We start from the raw sequence: 16,788 nt of genomic DNA, 5'->3' as shown, positions 1-16,788 counted from the left end.
TAATTAAAAAGTATGGATCGGCTTATTTTGCAGAAAGCAGCCCTTTATTGTGCCTATCAGGAACGTACTCAGGAAGAGGTGCGCCAGAGGCTCAAGAAATGGAATGTGTGGGGAGACGAGGCTGAGGAACTTATTGCCGAGCTTATCTCGCAAAACTACCTTAATGAGGAACGCTTTGCCAAAAGTTATGCCGGAGGTAAGTTTAGAATAAAAGGCTGGGGGCGACGAAAAATCCGGCAGGAGCTCCAGCGTCGTGGGTTAAGTGACTATAATATCGGGCAGGGAATGGCTGAGATAGAAGAAGAATCCTATCAACAAGAATTAGAGGAAATGTTGCTGAAAAAGAAACATACGCTGGCTTCAAGGGAGCGTGATCGGTTTAAACTGAAACAAAAACTACTCCGATTTGCTCTTGGAAAGGGTTATGAGTCGGAAATGGTGTGGAAAGTTCTCGACAGGGTTATTGAATAGAGGCTCTGAACTCGGAAATGTAATTTCAGAGCCTCTGATTCTGATCAGAAGTCTTCCTCGAAAGAAATCTTATGTCCTCCGTTTTCCTTGTCCTTTACGCCACTCATTACCCCAGCTTTCTGATATTCACCAACTCTTTTCTCGAAGAAATTAGTTTTCCCTGGAAGGGAAATGAGCTCCATGAAATCGAATGGGTTGGTAGATCCATAAACCTTTTCGCAACCTAAACGCTCTAACCAGAAATCGGCAATATATTCGATATACTGGTTCATCAAGGTAGCATTCATGCCGATAAGAGATACCGGAAGTGCATCGGTCACAAATTCCTGCTCTATTTTCACCGCGTCGATCATAATTTCCTTTACCCGCTCAGGGTCGAGTTGGTTGACGATATGGCGGGTGTATAGTAAGCAGGCAAACTCACAATGAAGACCTTCGTCACGAGAAATAAGCTCGTTGGAGAAAGATAGTCCAGGCATCAAACCACGCTTTTTGAGCCAATAAATGGAACAGAAAGAGCCTGAAAAGAATATTCCTTCTACGGCAGCAAAAGCGATAATGCGCTCTGCGAAAACGGGGCTGTTAATCCATTTAAGTGCCCATTCCGCTTTTTTCTGAACGCAAGGAATGGTGTCCATTGCGCGTAGCAATCGATCCTTCTCGGTGTTATCTTTGATATAGGTATCAATGAGAAGGCTATATGTTTCCGAGTGAATATTCTCCATGGCAATCTGGAATCCGTAGAAGCATTTGGCTTCGGCATACTGGACTTCACTAAGGAAGTTTACGGCCAGGTTTTCGTTAACAATCCCGTCGGAGGCCGCAAAGAAAGCCAGTACATGAGATATGAAATGGCGCTCTCCGTCATTAAGGTTTTCCCAGTCTTTTTGATCTTGTGATAAATCAATCTCTTCAGCAGTCCAAAATGAAGCTTCATGTCTTTTATACATTTCCCATATGTCATTATGTTTGATAGGGAATAATACAAATCGCATAGGGTCTTCCTGTAGCAAGGGTTCGGGCAACATCTTTTTATTGGTTTCTTGTGTCATAGCTATCTATTATTTCTTTGGATGAATGCTTTTTTATATCAGGCAATCGTATGAATCAATACGTTCAGGAGGGCGACAAATCTACGCTCTTTGGCCCGCATTGTCAAAAACATTTCGGCAATTCTAGGATCCTGATGGCTCTGGCCTAGCTGACCTATTAATTATAGTAAAAAACAGTAACTTTGCCAGTCTCACTTATTAACCTATCTTAGTTTTGAAAATTTCGGGATTTACTATCATTCGCAACGCCATATTAAATGATTATCCGATCGTCGAGGCCATTAAATCCATTTTACCTGTAGTAGATGAAATGCTGGTAAGTGTGGGGAAGAGCGATGATGATACCCTGAAGTTAATTCAGGCCATTGATTCGGATAAGATTCGGATCGTGCAGACCGAATGGGATATGAATCTGCGAAAAGGGGGGCAGGTATTGGCAGTAGAGACAGACAAAGCCCTGGCCCAGATAGCTGCCGATTCTGACTGGGCTTTTTATATCCAGGCCGACGAAGTACTTCATGAACAATACCATCAGCAGATCAGGCAGGCATGTGAGCAATATGTGGACGATAAACGGGTGGAAGGTTTACTCTTTGACTACCTACATTTCTTTGGCACGTATCGGTATCATGGTGATAGCCGAAAATGGTACCGAAGGGAGATTCGTATCATCCGCAATGAAAATAATCCCAGCAAGACGCCTATATCTGCCTATCGAGATGCCCAGGGGTTTCGACGTGGGCAGGAGAAATTGATGGTTAAGCATTGTGGAGCAGCTATTTATCATTATGGATGGGTTAAAAGCCCCAAACAGATGAAAACAAAAATTAAAAATGTCAGCAGGTTTTGGAAAGAGGGAGAGGCTTGGGAAAAAGAATTGCGATCCGATGACGTGTTCGATTATAATGCTTTCGATTCTTTAAAAGAATTTGAAGGAACCCACCCAGCGGTTATGACAAATAGAATTCTAGCCCAGAACTGGAAGGTAGATCTGGACATTAGTCGAAAGAAATTTAAGCTAAAAAACGCACTATTATACTGGTTTGAAAAGAAAACAGGTAGGAGGTTATTTGAATTTAGAAATTACCGGCTGCTGAAATAGGCAGTAGTCCGCTAAACCCGCCTTTAAATCCAGCGTTTTCTTCTAAAGTACCAGAGGACGGTGAGCGAGGAACCAACCATCATAAGTAATGAGGCTGCAAAGCCGTAAGGAGACTGACTGGTAGGCAGATTATGATAATTCATACCAAAGATTCCCGCTATTAAGGTGGGGGGCATAAAGATGATCGTTACCACCGTGAATATTTTTATCACTTGGCTTTGCTCAAGGTTGATTAAACCCATAAAGGTATTTTGTAAGTACTCCAGACGTTCGAAGTTAAAAGTCGTATACTCCAGCAAAGAATTGATGTCTTTCAAAATAATGCGTAAATGTTCCTTTCTATTTTCGGGAAAATTCAGGCTTCTGAGAACTCCCGACAGAACCCTTTGTTTATCTATACTTGTCTCGCGGAGCATCATCGTAATTTCCTGTAAACCACTGATACGTATGAGTACTTCTTGTCGCGCTTTTTGCTCATGAGTAAGGGACTTACTGATTGTGCTTATATCCTTAGAGATGGCCTCCAAGGAATCGGCATCAGCCTCTATTCGTGTTTCGAGTAACATCAGCATAAAGTCTACTCCAGACTGAAAAGTATGCGGGCTGACTTTCATTTTCTTTACTGTATCTGCGAAGGTCTGAGAATCACCTCTTCGAAAGGTGAAAAGTACCCCCCTATGTAACAGGAATGAAACGGGATAGGTCTCATAGCCATCCTTGTCAATTCGTAAGAAATTGGAGTTAGCATTGATGGTATCATTTTGTTCGAAAAAACGGGAGCTACTTTCAATCTCCACGATTTCCTGTGGCGTTTGAAAGCTAATCTCACACTGACTTTCCACCCATTCTTCCTCTTCCATAGTAGGTGATTGTAAATCGACCCATAGCAGATTTTTTACCTGACCTAGAGCCCGAAGATCATCCTCCCTGCGTACCATGCGCCCATCTTTATAGAATATCCGTACCATTTTTTAAAGTTGGTGAAAAAGAACCATTGGGAAAAGGAGTAAGGGAAAATATTATACCGATTGGCATAAGACTCTGAAGAACGAGGGTATCCTGATATTGATGGATCGAGTTCGATGTTATTTTTAATCAATAATTACAAGATTGTATATAAACTAATTGTTTATAAATCTTTTAGGCTGGTCGTGATCTAGCCCCATTTCCGATTGCCTTTCCGGTATTCAGAAGCCGGCCTCAGCTTTGTTGATAATCTAACAGTCTATGGCTATTAATTTTAGTTATTTTTTTGAAAGAATAGTGTAGTTTTTACTTTGTTTTATATTATTTTATGTCTAATTTAATAGTGAATTTACACTATAAAGTAAATCATATATTATGAAAACAATTATTTGTCTCTCCACGAAAATAACTGTTCTTCTAGGCCGGGTAGTTTTTATCTTTATTCTGCTGTCACTGCCCGTTAAAGCACAAAATACGATTTCGTACACCGTAACTGAGGACACACATTACGAAGTGAGTAATAAAGTCTTTCTAAAAAATGTGAGTTCTCAAGATCTTATTGAAATGAGACCTACAAGGGAGGTATACAAAATGACTAAAGCAATAGATGGCGATTACTTCAGTGAAACGAAAGAATACCTCGTGACAAACAAAAATGAAACCTGGTACCCCGACACCAAAAAGATTGTCACGGATAATATTGGTACCAAAATTTACAATTCGAAAGGCGATTTGATATTTGAAAGAGAACATTCTGAAGAATTAAGAAGCCAAATTGATAAGGATATTAAGAGCACAGGAAATCGTCTGAATGTTTTTGAGTTTCCAGATGCTAACACAATTAAGTTGGAAGCAAAGGCTCAAAATGTATCATTTAAAGAATTGCCAAATGGACATGTACTATTAAAAAGGGCTTTGAAAACGAATGTAGACGGCACTTATTTGGATTTCGGTACCACCCAAGAAACCGAAATTGATACGAAAAATTATATTGTTAATAGAAAAACAAATGACTCAAAAGATCATGAGCTAAAAAGTGAAGAGATCTATTTTAAGAAAGTATTCAAAAATGAATCAAAAGCTCTTAAAGTATTCGAACGACATAAAGAAGAGCATCAAGGTTATGCCAATATTTATAAAACTAGTTATGTACGTTACGAGCATTATGAACTGGATGGCAAAAGAGTTTTTGATGACAAAAAATCTGGCGAGTTAGAGGATTTCGACTTGGATAGCCAGACAGATAGGGTCTTGCGCTTATTTCCAAATCCGACTGCCACTGAGATAACCGCAAAATATTCTAAAGATTTGATTCCGAGTGGTATAACGATCGAAAATAACTATGGGTTAAGTGTTTTAACCGTGATCTTAGATCAGGATAAAGGGGCCATTAAGCTGGATGTGAGCAAGTTAGCTCCAGGGCTCTACACCGTTAAGTTAACGCATTCTACTGGAGTAATTCGTCAACAATTTGTTAAACAATAAGCTCATGAAAAATGTACTATGTTTTGTCTTGTTTCTATCAATTATAGAAGCTTCGACTAATGCTAATGCCCAGCATACTAAAAATCTGTACTTCGTACACGGATTAGGGGGGAATAGTTTTTCATTTACTGATTTTGCCGGTGCTATTAGTTATGGTGCTCCGGACTATCCATCACGAAAAGCCAATGTGTTCAGCGATATCATCTATTCGGATGGACAGCAATATGGTTTGCAGGCTTGTGCCGATCGAGTGAAAGAGCAAATTTTCACAAAACCGAATGCTGCCAGCTTTGGAGCCAATAGCTTCATTATAGCGCATAGCCAGGGAGGGATAGTTTCCAGAAAAGCAGATCAGCTGATTCAATACTCCGGTGTCCCCCGAACCTTTGGCGGAATAGTGACCATTGGCTCACCCCATGGCGGAGCCCAAATTATCAATAATCGGGACTCCAAACTTTTTCCATTGGCTAACAATGCCTGTAACAAGCTCTTAAAGGTAGAAATTCAGAGCACATTGCAAGAGGCTCCACTTTTAAAAGGATTGTTCTGGCCGGTTGCAAAGAGAATTAGCGAAAATTTTTCGAATTCACTTTGTGATTTTGTAGTGCCTAATGACGCTAATCGATTCAGTGTAGTGGATATCGTGGCAGGGCATTTCACCTCTGCAGTGGCCAATTCTTACATGGTAGGTTCTTCAGAATTAAATGACCTAAATACATTTCATCAGAACAATACGTCCAATATTCAAAAAGTCGCTTTTTATGGCAACAAGGATCCTAATGATGTATTTTGGAGGGTTTTGCATTATTTTAGGAATGATCCGAATGAGGAGCCTACATTTGGAGCCACCAACGACTATCAGGGTGTGGTGGATGGACAAAAAATATTGATGGATTATAAAGCCGCTCGTCAAAGTCAGGAATTCGCACTTTTCGTTCATTGCTCGAACCATTCACTCCTTTTTTGGTGTATCGGTGCATGGCCTTACAAAGATAGGATTTCGGCACTGAGCGATGCGATCAATTTTCTTGAAAACATCAATAGTAAATGGTTGGATGTGATAGGAGCCGCTAGCATTACCAACACTACTACCAACACCTGCTACTATACACCAATTGACGGGAATGGGTACCCACAGATATCCTCTGCTCAACCCTGTCCCGAGATAGCGGGTTATACCTTAACCCAATCTTACACAGTTACCACCACTACCAATTCTTTAAAACCCTCCGACGGGGTAGTGCTTGTAGAATCGCAAAAGGCATTCCCGGGGGTGAGTGCGGCTAATCAAGTGGAACTACCCAACAATTCACATATGCAGGAGAGGAATTCGCCTGAGTTGAAATATCGATCCCGAGAATTGTTTGATGGCTTGCATGGTGTTTTTTTTAAACTTGACGCCCAATAGCCATGTTTTTTTCTGTAAAAATGAACACCATCATCATTTTTGTGGCTACCGTTTTTTTTAGCTGTAAAAATAATTTTGACCTGCCCTTCTATCCGTCTTATGAATGGCCAAAACCTGTTTGTGATACTACTTTAAAGGTGGTTTGGCAGAAAATTATTGCTCCCGACTCATCTTATGGAGTAGCCCAATTCTTTTCAATAGATGGAAAAAATATTTTTTGGATTGGATCTGATCATGGGAATATAGAAAGTAATACCGATTCAAAATTGGGATACTTCGAATTTGACGGTAATAAAATAATGGAATCATGGACTAAATATAAAGATCGTAGCAGTGATTCCAAGAATCTAATCTTTGACAGTGGTAGAAAGTTGGTGGTTCATGAGGGAAAGCTAATTTATACTTCTTGGCATGAACTCTTTTGTTTTAGTGATAATGGTGATCTGTTATGGAAGAATAGCAAATTTTCGGGTAAAAATGAACAGGGAAATGGGGGGCCTTTTATTAGTTTATACGGGAATAAGGTATATTTCCCTTCAGATGGTAAGGAGATTACTGACGAAAGCTATTTATTTGAGATAGATAGCGAAACAGGTAAAGAAAAGTTATTGTTTACTGAACCTGTGAAAAACAATTTAACGAGTCATCTAGAATGTCCAGTACTCTACATCCATAACAATGATACGATTGCCACCTTTCAAAGCAGGAAATGGAATATTAAAACTTTGGTAAATAGAGCCGATATGGTAGCCTGGAATATAAGTAAAAATGAAATTCTGTGGAGGGTAGATAGCATAGATAGGTATGCTCAAAGCTCATCCAACCCCATATTATTTGAAAATAATAAATTGTATTATGCTGGAGCCTTTGATATTTACTGTCTTGATGCCTTTACCGGCAAACTGATTTGGAGGCAGGCTTTTGACTACCTGCATTATAGATTCAATCGTGCGAGTATGTTGCTATTGAAAAATGGCTTAGTAGCAAAGTCCGAACACGAGGAAATCGCCCTACTTGATAAGGAAACGGGTGCTATAATTTGGGAGAACAGAAATGTGGGAACCGGTAGCTCTCAGATAGAGCTTTATAAGGGGGATCTTATTATGTCGAGCGGTGGCAAAGGAACGATCGAATGCCTTGATAGCCGCACCGGTTTGATTAAATGGAAGGCTAAGGCCCCCAATCAATGTTTAGACAGCAGGGCAGGTTTTGGTTTGTATAGTTTTGTCATTAATCCTAAAACAAATTTGCTCTATATCTGCGACAAGTTCTTTATTCAATGCCTCAAACTTCCTGGATATGAATAAAGTGTCCTAATCTATTTTCTGGGTTTGAGGTCGCTGTTTAATTCCTTGGGCTACATTTAAACTGGAGGATTATGGTGACCAGATACACAGTAGGGATGATATGAATTGCCGATCGGGTTTATTATTTGTACTTTTAGGGCATGAATCAGCATGCCGTACCTAGTATTTTAACCACCCAATTTTGGCTTTTAGGAATAAGTTCTTTTCTATTTTCTTCCAGTTTTAACATGCTTATCCCAGAGTTGCCAGCGTATCTGACTGCTATGGGTGGCGCAGAATATAAGGGATTTATCATTGGGCTATTTACCTTGACTGCGGGTCTTTCCAGACCCTTTAGTGGTCGGCTGACAGACCGGGTGGGCAGGGTACCCGTCATGGTGTTTGGTTCCCTGGTTTGTGTTTTATGTGGGTTCTTGTATCCGATCTTCACTACTGTCATACCATTTTTAATGTTAAGGCTGGTTCATGGTTTTTCTACCGGCTTCAAGCCAACGGGCACATCGGCCTATGTTGCCGACATTGTGCCAGTGACGCGCCGGGGAGAAGCTATGGGAATCCATGGAATTTGCATGGGTATAGGATCTGCCTTTGGACCAGCAATAGGGAGCCTTATTAGCAACAGATTTTCACTCAATATGCTCTTTTATACATCTTCGTTACTGGCTTTTTTGTCTATTATCATCCTGATCAATATGAAGGAGACCTTGCGGGAGAGACAGAAACTTTCCTTTGATTCTTTTAGGCTGAGCCGCAGGGATATTTTTGAACCCGATGTATTCAAACCGGCATTGATCATTTTGCTGGTCTATTTTAGTTTTGGGGCCGTGCTTACAGTAACGCCTGATTTTAGCGATCATCTGGGCCTGGATAATCGAGGCGTGTATTTTATGGTTTTTACCCTATTCTCCCTTCTGGTGAGACTAGTGGCAGGGAAGACCTCCGATCGCCGAGGAAGAGAACCCGTCGCTATAGTGGGGTGCTGCTTTCTGATTGTTGCCATGTTATTTACTGGTTTTGCCCAGTCAATCCCAGTCTTTTTTGTTGGGGCTGCGTTATTTGGCATATCGATGGGGGTGTTATCGCCCGTACTTTCAGCCTGGACTGTGGATCTGAGTGGGGATCATAATCGTGGGCGTGCCATTGCCACTATGTATATTGCTCTGGAAGCGGGTATCGGTCTGGGTGCCGTCATAGCAGCTGAATTGTTCAGCAACAAAATAGAGAATTTCCCCTTGGTTTTTATGGCTATGGCCGCACTTGCCCTGTTGGGACTAATCTATACTTCTATTATTTACCATAAGAAAAAATTAGCAACTCGTGTTATTCGAAGATAGTTTTCAGACCATACAAACGCCTTCCGAAGGTTTCTATAAAGACAAGGGAAGTAAGTTTCTGGCCTATGCTTACCCAATTATCAAGGAAGAAGAAGCCAAACAATACCTCTTAAACCTAAAGGAATTACACCCCAAAGCGGTGCATCATTGTTATGCCTACCGTCTGGGTTTAGATCGAATGAGCTATCGTATGAGTGACGATGGAGAGCCCTCGGGAACCGCAGGCAGGCCCATCTTAAACACCCTGTATTCCCGGGAACTTACCAATGTTTTAGTGGTGGTGGTGCGCTATTTCGGGGGAACCCTTTTAGGGGTGCCCGGCTTAATCAATGCCTATAAAACAGTGACTGAAGAGGCTCTGGATCAGGCTCAGTTGGTCACTCGACATATGGTTCAACATTATAAAATGAAATTTGCCTACATCCAAATGAACGATGCTATGCGGATTGTTAAAGAAATGGAATTACCTGTTATTTCGCAGCAATTTGAGATGGATTGCGAAATGATTCTCGAAATACGGAATACCTTGCTCGAGCGATTTATTTCCCGCTGCGAACAGGTGCAAGGTATTACGATAGAACAGGAGCCGGAGAATGGAGTTTAAATTTTCGGTTTACCTTTTATATAACCCAGGGACCCTAGAAACAGGTCGGCCTGACGGATGGTGGACAAATAAGCTTCACCTTTATTAAAAAATCCATGACCGTGCCCCTCGTAGAGGTGTAGCTCCGCTTTGCTGCCTACCTCCTTCAATTTATCTCGGTATTCTGTCCCGGTTTGAACTGGGATTAATTTATCAGCCGTGCCGAGAAATATGATGGTAGGGGCCGCGCCAGATCGGATATTATGGAAAGGCGAAATTTCGGGATAGCGATCGCCTATCCGATCATAGCCATATTGTCCTGGACCATTATTGAAAACTGGGTTAAATAACACCAAAGCATTGGGTCGGGAACTTATTGAAAGGTCCTCGGTTGGCTCATCCAGTGCAGTTAAGTCTGCTGCTGCGGCCAAGTGCCCTCCTGCCGATCCTCCCGCTGCAATAATTTTACCCCCATCGATACCTAGTATTTCCTGGTGCTGTCTGATAAAGCGTATTGCCGATTTTGCATCCGCCACGGCCTCAAATGGGCTGGTCTTATTTCGACTGAAAACGCGGTAGTCTGCCAAGATGGTAATTAGCCCTCTATGAGAGAAATATTTCGCTTGCCCTTCAAATTGTTTATAGCTACCTCCATTCCATCCTCCGCCAAAGAAAAAGATCATGGTGGCCAATGGCTTGCCTGCTTTATAGTGTTGAGGGTAGTAGACCCTTAATGTAAGATCTAAAGTGTCTATGCGCTTATACACTACCTGCAAAGAGTCTCCGGGCGTATATTTTTGTGCCCATGCAGCAGTGCCTATAGCCGAAAGCAGAAAGATAAGTAAAGAAATAGCCCAGATTGTTACGATCCGGGCTTTGTAATTGATCTGTAAAGTCCCATTAGTCATGTTTCGAAAAGACGAAGTGAAAATGGTTCTACTGATCATAAATGCTTAAAATGCGATTCCGAATCCGGCCCCTACATTTACTACACCAATAAATCGTTTGTCGCTAAATTTATCTACCAATTGGTAGCTCCCTTTAGTGGCCGTAATCGCAACATCTTTTAGCTCTGCTTCCGAACCAATAACATCGGCCGTAAAGTGAAAGAACAGGCTATTGATGATTGGAAAACGAAGACTCGCCCCGGCTCCTAACCCTAAAGCAGAGGTGGATGCGGTCTTTAAATCAACATATACAGGCTCATCTCCTCCCGCTTTGTGCCCTACCAGATTGACGGAGGGAGAATTGGCCCAGATTTTACCTGCCTGCAAATGGGCCTCAAACTGTACCCGGTTGAAATTAAGATAGATGGCTGGCCCTACCAATAAGGCATTAAGTTTCCATTTGGAGACTTGACTATCCCAATTGTAATTATCTCCCAATACAGAAGCATAGGAGTCAGCCTTTTCTATTATAGGGCCAGAATTGGTAGTGTTAATATTCTTACTACCTGAGGCCCGTAAGCCCAGCCAGCGAAAAACTCGGAAATCGTAGTTTGCCTGCCCATAATACCCCGAACCTGCCAGTCCCGAAAGTGGATCATTTAGTTTTTCTCTCGCCAACTCACCCACCGGCAAGCTGTAACCACCATTGACAGAAAGAAAGCTTCGTGTGTTTTGAGCCTGGCTTGTGAGCGCCAAAAGAACGATGAGGAAGGTGGATATTGATATTTTTTTCATGGCAATTTATCTGTGTATGCTATAGTTTGATGACAATGGGGTGTTGGGTAACCGCCGATTTAACGCATTTTGTATGGCTTTTGGTTCACGCTGTTGGGATAGTGAAATATATTCAACAAAATTCCCTAATATTAATTGCGTTTGACTCAGGGTTGCGCTGGTATGACTTTGGTAGGAAGGAGGGTATAACAAAATATACAATACGTTATGGACAGAAAAGAGACAGACAAAGAAGCCAGAGCCACAAAAAATACGAAAAATGTGTGGAAATATATCTTAGGTGTGGGAATCGTACTCATGCTTATTGCTTTTTTTGGTGGTTTTTTTAACCACGATCAAAACTTTAAACAGGAAGGAAATAGCACGGGGATTGCTCCTGACTCAGCTTATGATGGAGAAGTGGAGACACGAACGGATGCTGATACGGTCATGGAAAATATTAGGGGAACCGAATAAGGTTCGGAAGCCCCTAATATAGACTTCTGGACTAGCGTAGAAGTGCATCCCATAGTATCTCCACAGGATGCTGGGCCTTTCTGCCGGTACCGTCTTTTATCTGGTGTCGGCAGCTGGTCCCCGCTGCTGCTATGAGAACGCTTTCGGGCTGTTGTCGGATGGTGGGGAAAAGGACTAATTCGCCTACCTGCATCGATACTTCGTAATGCTCCTCCTCATAACCAAAGGAGCCAGCCATTCCGCAGCAACCCGATGGGATTAACTGTACCTTATAATTTTGTGGCAAGGATAGTGCCTTTTTAGGTGCGGTCAGAGTGGATAATGCCTTTTGATGACAGTGACCATGAAGTTTTATTAATTTGGATTCTGTTGTAAACAGGGAAGACGAAATACGCCTGGCATCTATTTCCCTTGCTAAAAACTCCTCAATGAGAAGACTGTTTCTGGCAATGTTACGGGCGGAATCCTTCATGTGCTCAGGCACCAGGTCTACATATTCATCACGGAAAGTAAGCAGGGCAGATGGTTCGATTCCTACAAGCGGTGTAGAGTCGGAAATTAAACCTTGAAGCTTATTTATATTGTCAATTGCCAATTTTTGAGCTTCTTTTATCAATCCCTTAGAAAGGTAGGAGCGCCCGGATTCAGTGTGTTCAGGGATTACGACATCGTACCCCAAAGCTTCTAATAACTCCACTGCCTTGATACCTACCGACAGATCATTATAGTCAGTAAATTCGTCACAGAAAAGGTACACCTTATTCCCGGTTTGCGTTTGGTTAGACTTTCTACGCTTAAACCATGTCTTAACGGTTTGTTTATTGAGCTCCGGCATGCTACGGTCCGGATGGAACCCCACGGCTTTATTGGCCAGCTTTCTCAGAGCAGAATTTCCGAAAACCATATTATAGGCCCAGGGAGCCATCGAAGCAAGTTTCATTTGTTTGGCAAATCCGGCAATAAGTTTGGTTCGAATAGGCACCGCATGTGTTTCGTAATAATGCTGTGTAAATTCGGCCTTCATCTTCCCCACATCCACGCTAGAGGGGCATTCAGACTTACAGCCTTTGCAGGAGAGGCAAAGATCTAATACCTCTTTAACCATCTCTTGATCAACATTCATATTCTTTTGCGATGGTTGAGCTTTTCCTGTCAGGTACTGCCTGAGTATATTGGCTCTAGCACGAGTGGTATCTCGTTCTTTTCGGGTTGCCATAAAACTAGGACACATCGTTCCTCCCGTTAACTCCGTTTTCCGACAGTCCCCGGATCCACTGCATTTTTCTGCCAAGCGGAGCATGCTTTCCTGATCCGAAAAGTCGAATACGGTAGGCATTAAGGTTAAGTCCTGGTCCTGTTCATAACGTAGGAACTCGTTCATTGGCGGGGTGTCAATGATTTTATTGGCATTGAAGATGCCGTCAGGATCCCAGATTTTCTTCACTTGTCTAAACAGGGCATAGACTTCTTCACCCATCATATAGGGAATAAACTCTCCCCTAAGTCTTCCATCTCCATGCTCCCCGGAAAGTACCCCGCGGTATTTTTTTACCAATGTTGCAGTCTCGGCCAGCACTTCTCTAAATTGTTGCTTTCCTGCACTGGTTTTCAGATTGATCATGGGTTCTACATGCAATTCCCCAGCGCCTGCATGAGCATAGTAAGAGGCATGCAATCCCCTTCGCTGGAGGAGCTCCGCCAGCTCGGCAATGTATTCAGGTAGGTCCTCAACGGCTACCGCACAGTCTTCAATAAGGTTAACGGGTTGCGTATCCCCAGGCAAATTGCGGATGAGCCCTAGGCCGGCTTTGCGTATATCCCAGGCCTTATTGGCATCCTCCCCAAACAAAAGGGGGTAAGCATAGCCTAGCTTCTCCTGTCGAAGTTCTGCCTCCAATAAATCGACAAGTTGCCTTACCTCCGATTCAGTTTCGCCCCACAGCTCTACCATCAATAAGGCCTCAGGGTCTCCTTCCATAAAAAAACGATTATGAGAATAGACATGATGCTCCTTAGTGAAGTCCATAATATACTTGTCTACCAACTCAGAAGCCTTGGGTTGGTGACGCATAGCAATGCGGTTGGCAAAGAGTGCCTCAGCCAGGGTAGAGGTATGAATACATAAGACCCCAACGGCGGCGGGTGGCAGATCTACCAATGACAATTTCGCCTCGGTAACCATACAGAGCGTTCCTTCTGATCCTGCTATAAGCTGGCAGAGATTGATCTGGTCGGACCTTAGGTGATCTACCAGAGCATCGAGGGCATATCCTGAGTTACGACGGGTAACTCCCGGCTTGGCAAACTGACTACGGATTAACTCTTGATCAACAGGGTTGGAGAGAATTCCCCACATACCGGCATAAATTGACTTTTCACGTTGACCGAGGCTGGTATCGCGAAGGAGTTTTTCCTGGAAACCACTGATGTACTGATTCTGAAAGACAGTTTCTTCACCGTCGGAAAGTAAGACACTTACTTCCAATAAATGGTCGCGTGTGGCTCCCCAGGTGATGGAGTGGAGTCCGCAGGAATTGTTGCCGATCATCCCCCCAACCATGGCGCGACTTGCCGTGGAAGTTTCGGGACCAAATAAAAGGCCATAAGGCGCCAAATACTTGTTCAAATCGTCACGGATTACACCGGGTTGAACACGCACCCACTTTTCTTTTTCATTTATTTCCAAGATTCCTGAGAAATGCTTGGAGATATCTACTACGATACCCTTCCCCACTACCTGCCCAGCCAGCGAGGTGCCTGCGGCACGGGGGATCAGGGTGGTTTTATGTTGGCGGGCAAATCGGATCAATAGCTTTATATCCTCTACCTGGCGGGGTATGGCCACCGCCAAGGGAAACTCTTGATATACGGAAGCGTCGGTTGCATATATCGCTATTTGCGCTTGGTGAAGTGTAGAGTCGTCGTAATATAATTCTCCTTCAAATTTCTTATCCAGATTGTGAAAGTCTAGTAGGTCTAAGCGGTTCATGTCGGACTATCTCCTTTAAATATAATGAGCATCAGTTGGTGGCTCAAAGATAATACGGTAAGGTTTAATAGACTGTTTTAAATTTGAGCTAATCCCGTATTTAAGCCCATTCTAAGGTCAATACATTATATTTTGTCTGATTCTCTAACCTGCTGAAGCTTTCCGGCACATGCAGGAACTTCATTTACCGGCATGATCCTGAACACTTATTTTCCTCGTCTGGATTCCTCATCTATATTTTATAGTTGTGGTCGACATAGTCAGATGGGGTAGCGGATGGGGTAATCGCTAATCATTTGGACAAAACTATATACGTATATTTGATTCTTGAATAGAAACTGGCATGCTTTTATTGAATAATCATTTGATTATAATCCGTATATATCTCATCTTGAATATTAAAAATATATGAAAATTAGCCTTTACAAAGGGATATGGATCGCGTTGCTGTCCGTATGTTATTTGCCTGTGTTCGCTCAAACCCCAACGTCCATTACTCTTTCAACGGATAGCCTAAGTGCGGGTCTGATTACCTTAGTGCAGGAAGATGTAGTTTTTCACCCCAATCTGGGCGTAGGCTTGGCCGATACTAAGAAAGAAGTGGTATCCACTTTGCAACTTGACAAGAATAAAAGCAAAAAGGCAGATCTTTCTCTAAGCGCACCTACAATTTTCAAGCTTCAAATAGCTGGGCAAGGATATAGTAAGACTTGGATATTGTTTGTTCAACCTGGTGATCAGCTGAAGGTATTATTTGATAAAGGCCAAAATCCCCAATTTTCGGGTACGAATGCCGGATATCAGGAATTTCTTAAAACTTATTTTCTTGAAAACCAGTACCAATATCTGCCGGTTTTTGGTTACAATCCTTCTCAGATAGACAATCAAATCGTATTAGCCCAGAGCGATAGCTTACAGAAACTGCGCAAAAACGCGTGGAACGAATTTAAAGCTTCGGAGCATCCCGCCCCCGCCTTCGAAGCTTATGTAAAGGCTGTTACTATGGCTGAGCCCATTTTATTATACAGATTGATACAGGAACGTTTGATGCGTAGAAACAGGGTTAAGGTGCTAGATCCCGAGCAGCGTAAAGAGTTAGAAAATTATACCCTTGAAAAATTTGAGATTCAATCAGACGATGCCCTGCTTAGTGAGGCCTATCGGGATGAGCTGCGAAAGTGGGTATTGATACCGACCTTACGAAAATACCCTGTTGAGAGTAGTTCCAGATATGAATTAAGTCCTGAGGCTCTCCGTCAGGTCTATCAGTTTAGCAAAGCCAAATTTGCTCCATATCCAAAACAACAGGCCTATCTGCTTACTTACTGGTTGAACTATGCCAATACGGCCATTCCGGATTTGGAACCAGGAAAGAGTCTGCTTCAGGATTATCAGGCAACACTTCCGCAGTCACCCTATCTCCCTTATTTAACCCAGCAGGTGACTGTACGTGAAAAATTAACACCAGGAGCTTCCTTGCCGGCCGTTACTCTTTCGAAGCTTAACGGGGAAAGTTTTTCTTTAGATAAGTGGAAGGGAAAGCCTTTGGTTCTTGTATTTGCCTATAGTATAGGCCAACATGAACCCGGTCTCAGCAAAATGGAAACCTTATATCAGGATAAAGTTCAGTTTGCTTATGTGTCCGTTATCCAGGGGGTTGGAATAGATATACTTAATAAGCACTTAAAAGATCGGGACAATGCCATGCATCTGTCGGCTTCGTCAGAGGCAATACGGAAGCTGGAAAAGGAACTCGCCATTGACATCCGTTACCCTTTTCTGGTTGCTGATGCTGCAGGATCAATTGTAAACCGATGGATTCCTCAGGAATTTCCGGATAATGCTGCGCTGAAGGCCACCATTCAAAAAGCCTTGGCCCCATAATTAAGTTACGTGTAGATTGGTATTACCCGTTCGATTTAGTTCGAACGGGTTTTTTTGTTTAAAAATATC

General features: G+C 42.5%; 14 protein-coding genes. 9 read left to right on the top strand and 5 right to left on the bottom strand.

Annotated elements, in window-relative coordinates; genetic code table 11:
• Positions 1-12: 12 nt before the first annotated feature.
• Complete coding sequence (locus tag X939_RS0118070) at positions 13-471, top strand: regulatory protein RecX (RefSeq protein ID WP_025764689.1); 459 nt, start codon at positions 13-15, stop codon at positions 469-471.
• Positions 472-515: 44 nt separating this feature from the next.
• On the opposite strand, the gene X939_RS0118065 is transcribed toward X939_RS0118070, so the two are convergent.
• Positions 516-1,523 (bottom strand): ribonucleoside-diphosphate reductase small subunit, encoded by a 1,008-nt coding sequence (locus X939_RS0118065; protein WP_025764688.1) that lies wholly within the window; start codon positions 1,521-1,523, stop codon positions 516-518.
• Positions 1,524-1,737: 214 nt separating this feature from the next.
• Between X939_RS0118065 and X939_RS0118060 the strand changes: the two genes are divergently transcribed.
• Positions 1,738-2,625 carry a glycosyltransferase family protein gene (locus X939_RS0118060; RefSeq protein ID WP_025764687.1) on the top strand — a complete coding sequence of 296 codons (888 nt, stop codon included), beginning with the start codon at positions 1,738-1,740 and terminating at the stop codon, positions 2,623-2,625.
• A 23-nt stretch (positions 2,626-2,648) separates the two neighbouring features.
• Here the strand turns inward: X939_RS0118060 and corA are convergent, their stop codons facing one another.
• The gene (gene corA / locus X939_RS0118055) at positions 2,649-3,593 is read right to left on the bottom strand and encodes a magnesium/cobalt transporter CorA (RefSeq protein ID WP_025764686.1); all 945 of its coding nucleotides are present in this window, start codon (positions 3,591-3,593) and stop codon (positions 2,649-2,651) included.
• Positions 3,594-3,966: 373 nt separating this feature from the next.
• On the opposite strand from corA, the gene X939_RS0118050 reads away from it, so the two are divergent.
• The 5 genes from X939_RS0118050 to X939_RS0118030 all read left to right on the top strand — a co-directional run bounded on the left by X939_RS0118050 (position 3,967) and on the right by X939_RS0118030 (position 9,729).
• Positions 3,967-5,076, top strand: a complete 1,110-nt coding sequence (locus tag X939_RS0118050) for a T9SS type A sorting domain-containing protein (RefSeq protein WP_025764685.1) — start codon at positions 3,967-3,969, stop codon at positions 5,074-5,076.
• Positions 5,077-5,080: 4 nt separating this feature from the next.
• Positions 5,081-6,484, top strand: coding sequence for an esterase/lipase family protein (locus X939_RS0118045; RefSeq protein WP_025764684.1), 1,404 nt, complete (start codon positions 5,081-5,083; stop codon positions 6,482-6,484).
• A gap of 2 nt (positions 6,485-6,486) precedes the next feature.
• Positions 6,487-7,791: an outer membrane protein assembly factor BamB family protein gene (locus X939_RS0118040; protein ID WP_025764683.1), complete on the top strand. Its 1,305-nt coding sequence runs from the start codon at positions 6,487-6,489 to the stop codon at positions 7,789-7,791.
• 140 nt (positions 7,792-7,931) lie between these two features.
• Positions 7,932-9,125 carry an MFS transporter gene (locus tag X939_RS0118035; RefSeq protein ID WP_025764682.1) on the top strand — a complete coding sequence of 398 codons (1,194 nt, stop codon included), beginning with the start codon at positions 7,932-7,934 and terminating at the stop codon, positions 9,123-9,125.
• Positions 9,109-9,729, top strand: a complete 621-nt coding sequence (locus X939_RS0118030; protein WP_025764681.1) for an IMPACT family protein — start codon at positions 9,109-9,111, stop codon at positions 9,727-9,729. The genes X939_RS0118035 and X939_RS0118030 overlap by 17 nt, the downstream gene beginning before the upstream one ends.
• On the opposite strand, the gene X939_RS0118025 is transcribed toward X939_RS0118030, so the two are convergent.
• Positions 9,726-10,655, bottom strand: coding sequence for an alpha/beta hydrolase (locus tag X939_RS0118025; protein ID WP_229236095.1), 930 nt, complete (start codon positions 10,653-10,655; stop codon positions 9,726-9,728). The two genes, X939_RS0118030 and X939_RS0118025, sit on opposite strands and share 4 nt — an antisense overlap.
• 6 nt (positions 10,656-10,661) lie before the next feature.
• Positions 10,662-11,390 carry a hypothetical protein gene (locus X939_RS0118020; protein WP_025764679.1) on the bottom strand — a complete coding sequence of 243 codons (729 nt, stop codon included), beginning with the start codon at positions 11,388-11,390 and terminating at the stop codon, positions 10,662-10,664.
• 207 nt (positions 11,391-11,597) lie between these two features.
• Between X939_RS0118020 and X939_RS0118015 the strand changes: the two genes are divergently transcribed.
• Complete coding sequence (locus tag X939_RS0118015; protein WP_025764678.1) at positions 11,598-11,846, top strand: hypothetical protein; 249 nt, start codon at positions 11,598-11,600, stop codon at positions 11,844-11,846.
• A gap of 31 nt (positions 11,847-11,877) precedes the next feature.
• On the opposite strand, the gene X939_RS0118010 is transcribed toward X939_RS0118015, so the two are convergent.
• The gene (locus X939_RS0118010; RefSeq protein WP_025764677.1) at positions 11,878-14,835 is read right to left on the bottom strand and encodes an FAD-binding and (Fe-S)-binding domain-containing protein; all 2,958 of its coding nucleotides are present in this window, start codon (positions 14,833-14,835) and stop codon (positions 11,878-11,880) included.
• A gap of 408 nt (positions 14,836-15,243) precedes the next feature.
• Here X939_RS0118010 and X939_RS0118005 point away from each other — a divergent pair, with 408 nt between their 5' ends.
• Positions 15,244-16,719, top strand: a complete 1,476-nt coding sequence (locus X939_RS0118005; protein ID WP_025764676.1) for a TlpA family protein disulfide reductase — start codon at positions 15,244-15,246, stop codon at positions 16,717-16,719.
• The last annotated feature ends 69 nt before the right edge of the window (positions 16,720-16,788 follow it).

Source organism: Dyadobacter tibetensis Y620-1 (genome assembly GCF_000566685.1).
Classification (GTDB): Bacteria; Bacteroidota; Bacteroidia; order Cytophagales; family Spirosomataceae; genus Dyadobacter; species Dyadobacter tibetensis.
This window is presented reverse-complemented; position numbering and strand designations above follow the sequence as displayed.

Coding starts and splice junctions, on each gene's coding strand:
- X939_RS0118070 (WP_025764689.1), top strand. CDS start 13: ATGGATCGGCTTATTTTGCAGAAAGCAGCCCTTTATTGTGCCTATCAG.
- X939_RS0118065 (WP_025764688.1), bottom strand. CDS start 1,523: ATGACACAAGAAACCAATAAAAAGATGTTGCCCGAACCCTTGCTACAG.
- corA (WP_025764686.1), bottom strand. CDS start 3,593: ATGGTACGGATATTCTATAAAGATGGGCGCATGGTACGCAGGGAGGAT.
- X939_RS0118050 (WP_025764685.1), top strand. CDS start 3,967: ATGAAAACAATTATTTGTCTCTCCACGAAAATAACTGTTCTTCTAGGC.
- X939_RS0118045 (WP_025764684.1), top strand. CDS start 5,081: ATGAAAAATGTACTATGTTTTGTCTTGTTTCTATCAATTATAGAAGCT.
- X939_RS0118040 (WP_025764683.1), top strand. CDS start 6,487: ATGTTTTTTTCTGTAAAAATGAACACCATCATCATTTTTGTGGCTACC.
- X939_RS0118035 (WP_025764682.1), top strand. CDS start 7,932: ATGAATCAGCATGCCGTACCTAGTATTTTAACCACCCAATTTTGGCTT.
- X939_RS0118025 (WP_229236095.1), bottom strand. CDS start 10,655: ATGATCAGTAGAACCATTTTCACTTCGTCTTTTCGAAACATGACTAAT.
- X939_RS0118020 (WP_025764679.1), bottom strand. CDS start 11,390: ATGAAAAAAATATCAATATCCACCTTCCTCATCGTTCTTTTGGCGCTC.
- X939_RS0118015 (WP_025764678.1), top strand. CDS start 11,598: ATGGACAGAAAAGAGACAGACAAAGAAGCCAGAGCCACAAAAAATACG.
- X939_RS0118010 (WP_025764677.1), bottom strand. CDS start 14,835: ATGAACCGCTTAGACCTACTAGACTTTCACAATCTGGATAAGAAATTT.
- X939_RS0118005 (WP_025764676.1), top strand. CDS start 15,244: ATGAAAATTAGCCTTTACAAAGGGATATGGATCGCGTTGCTGTCCGTA.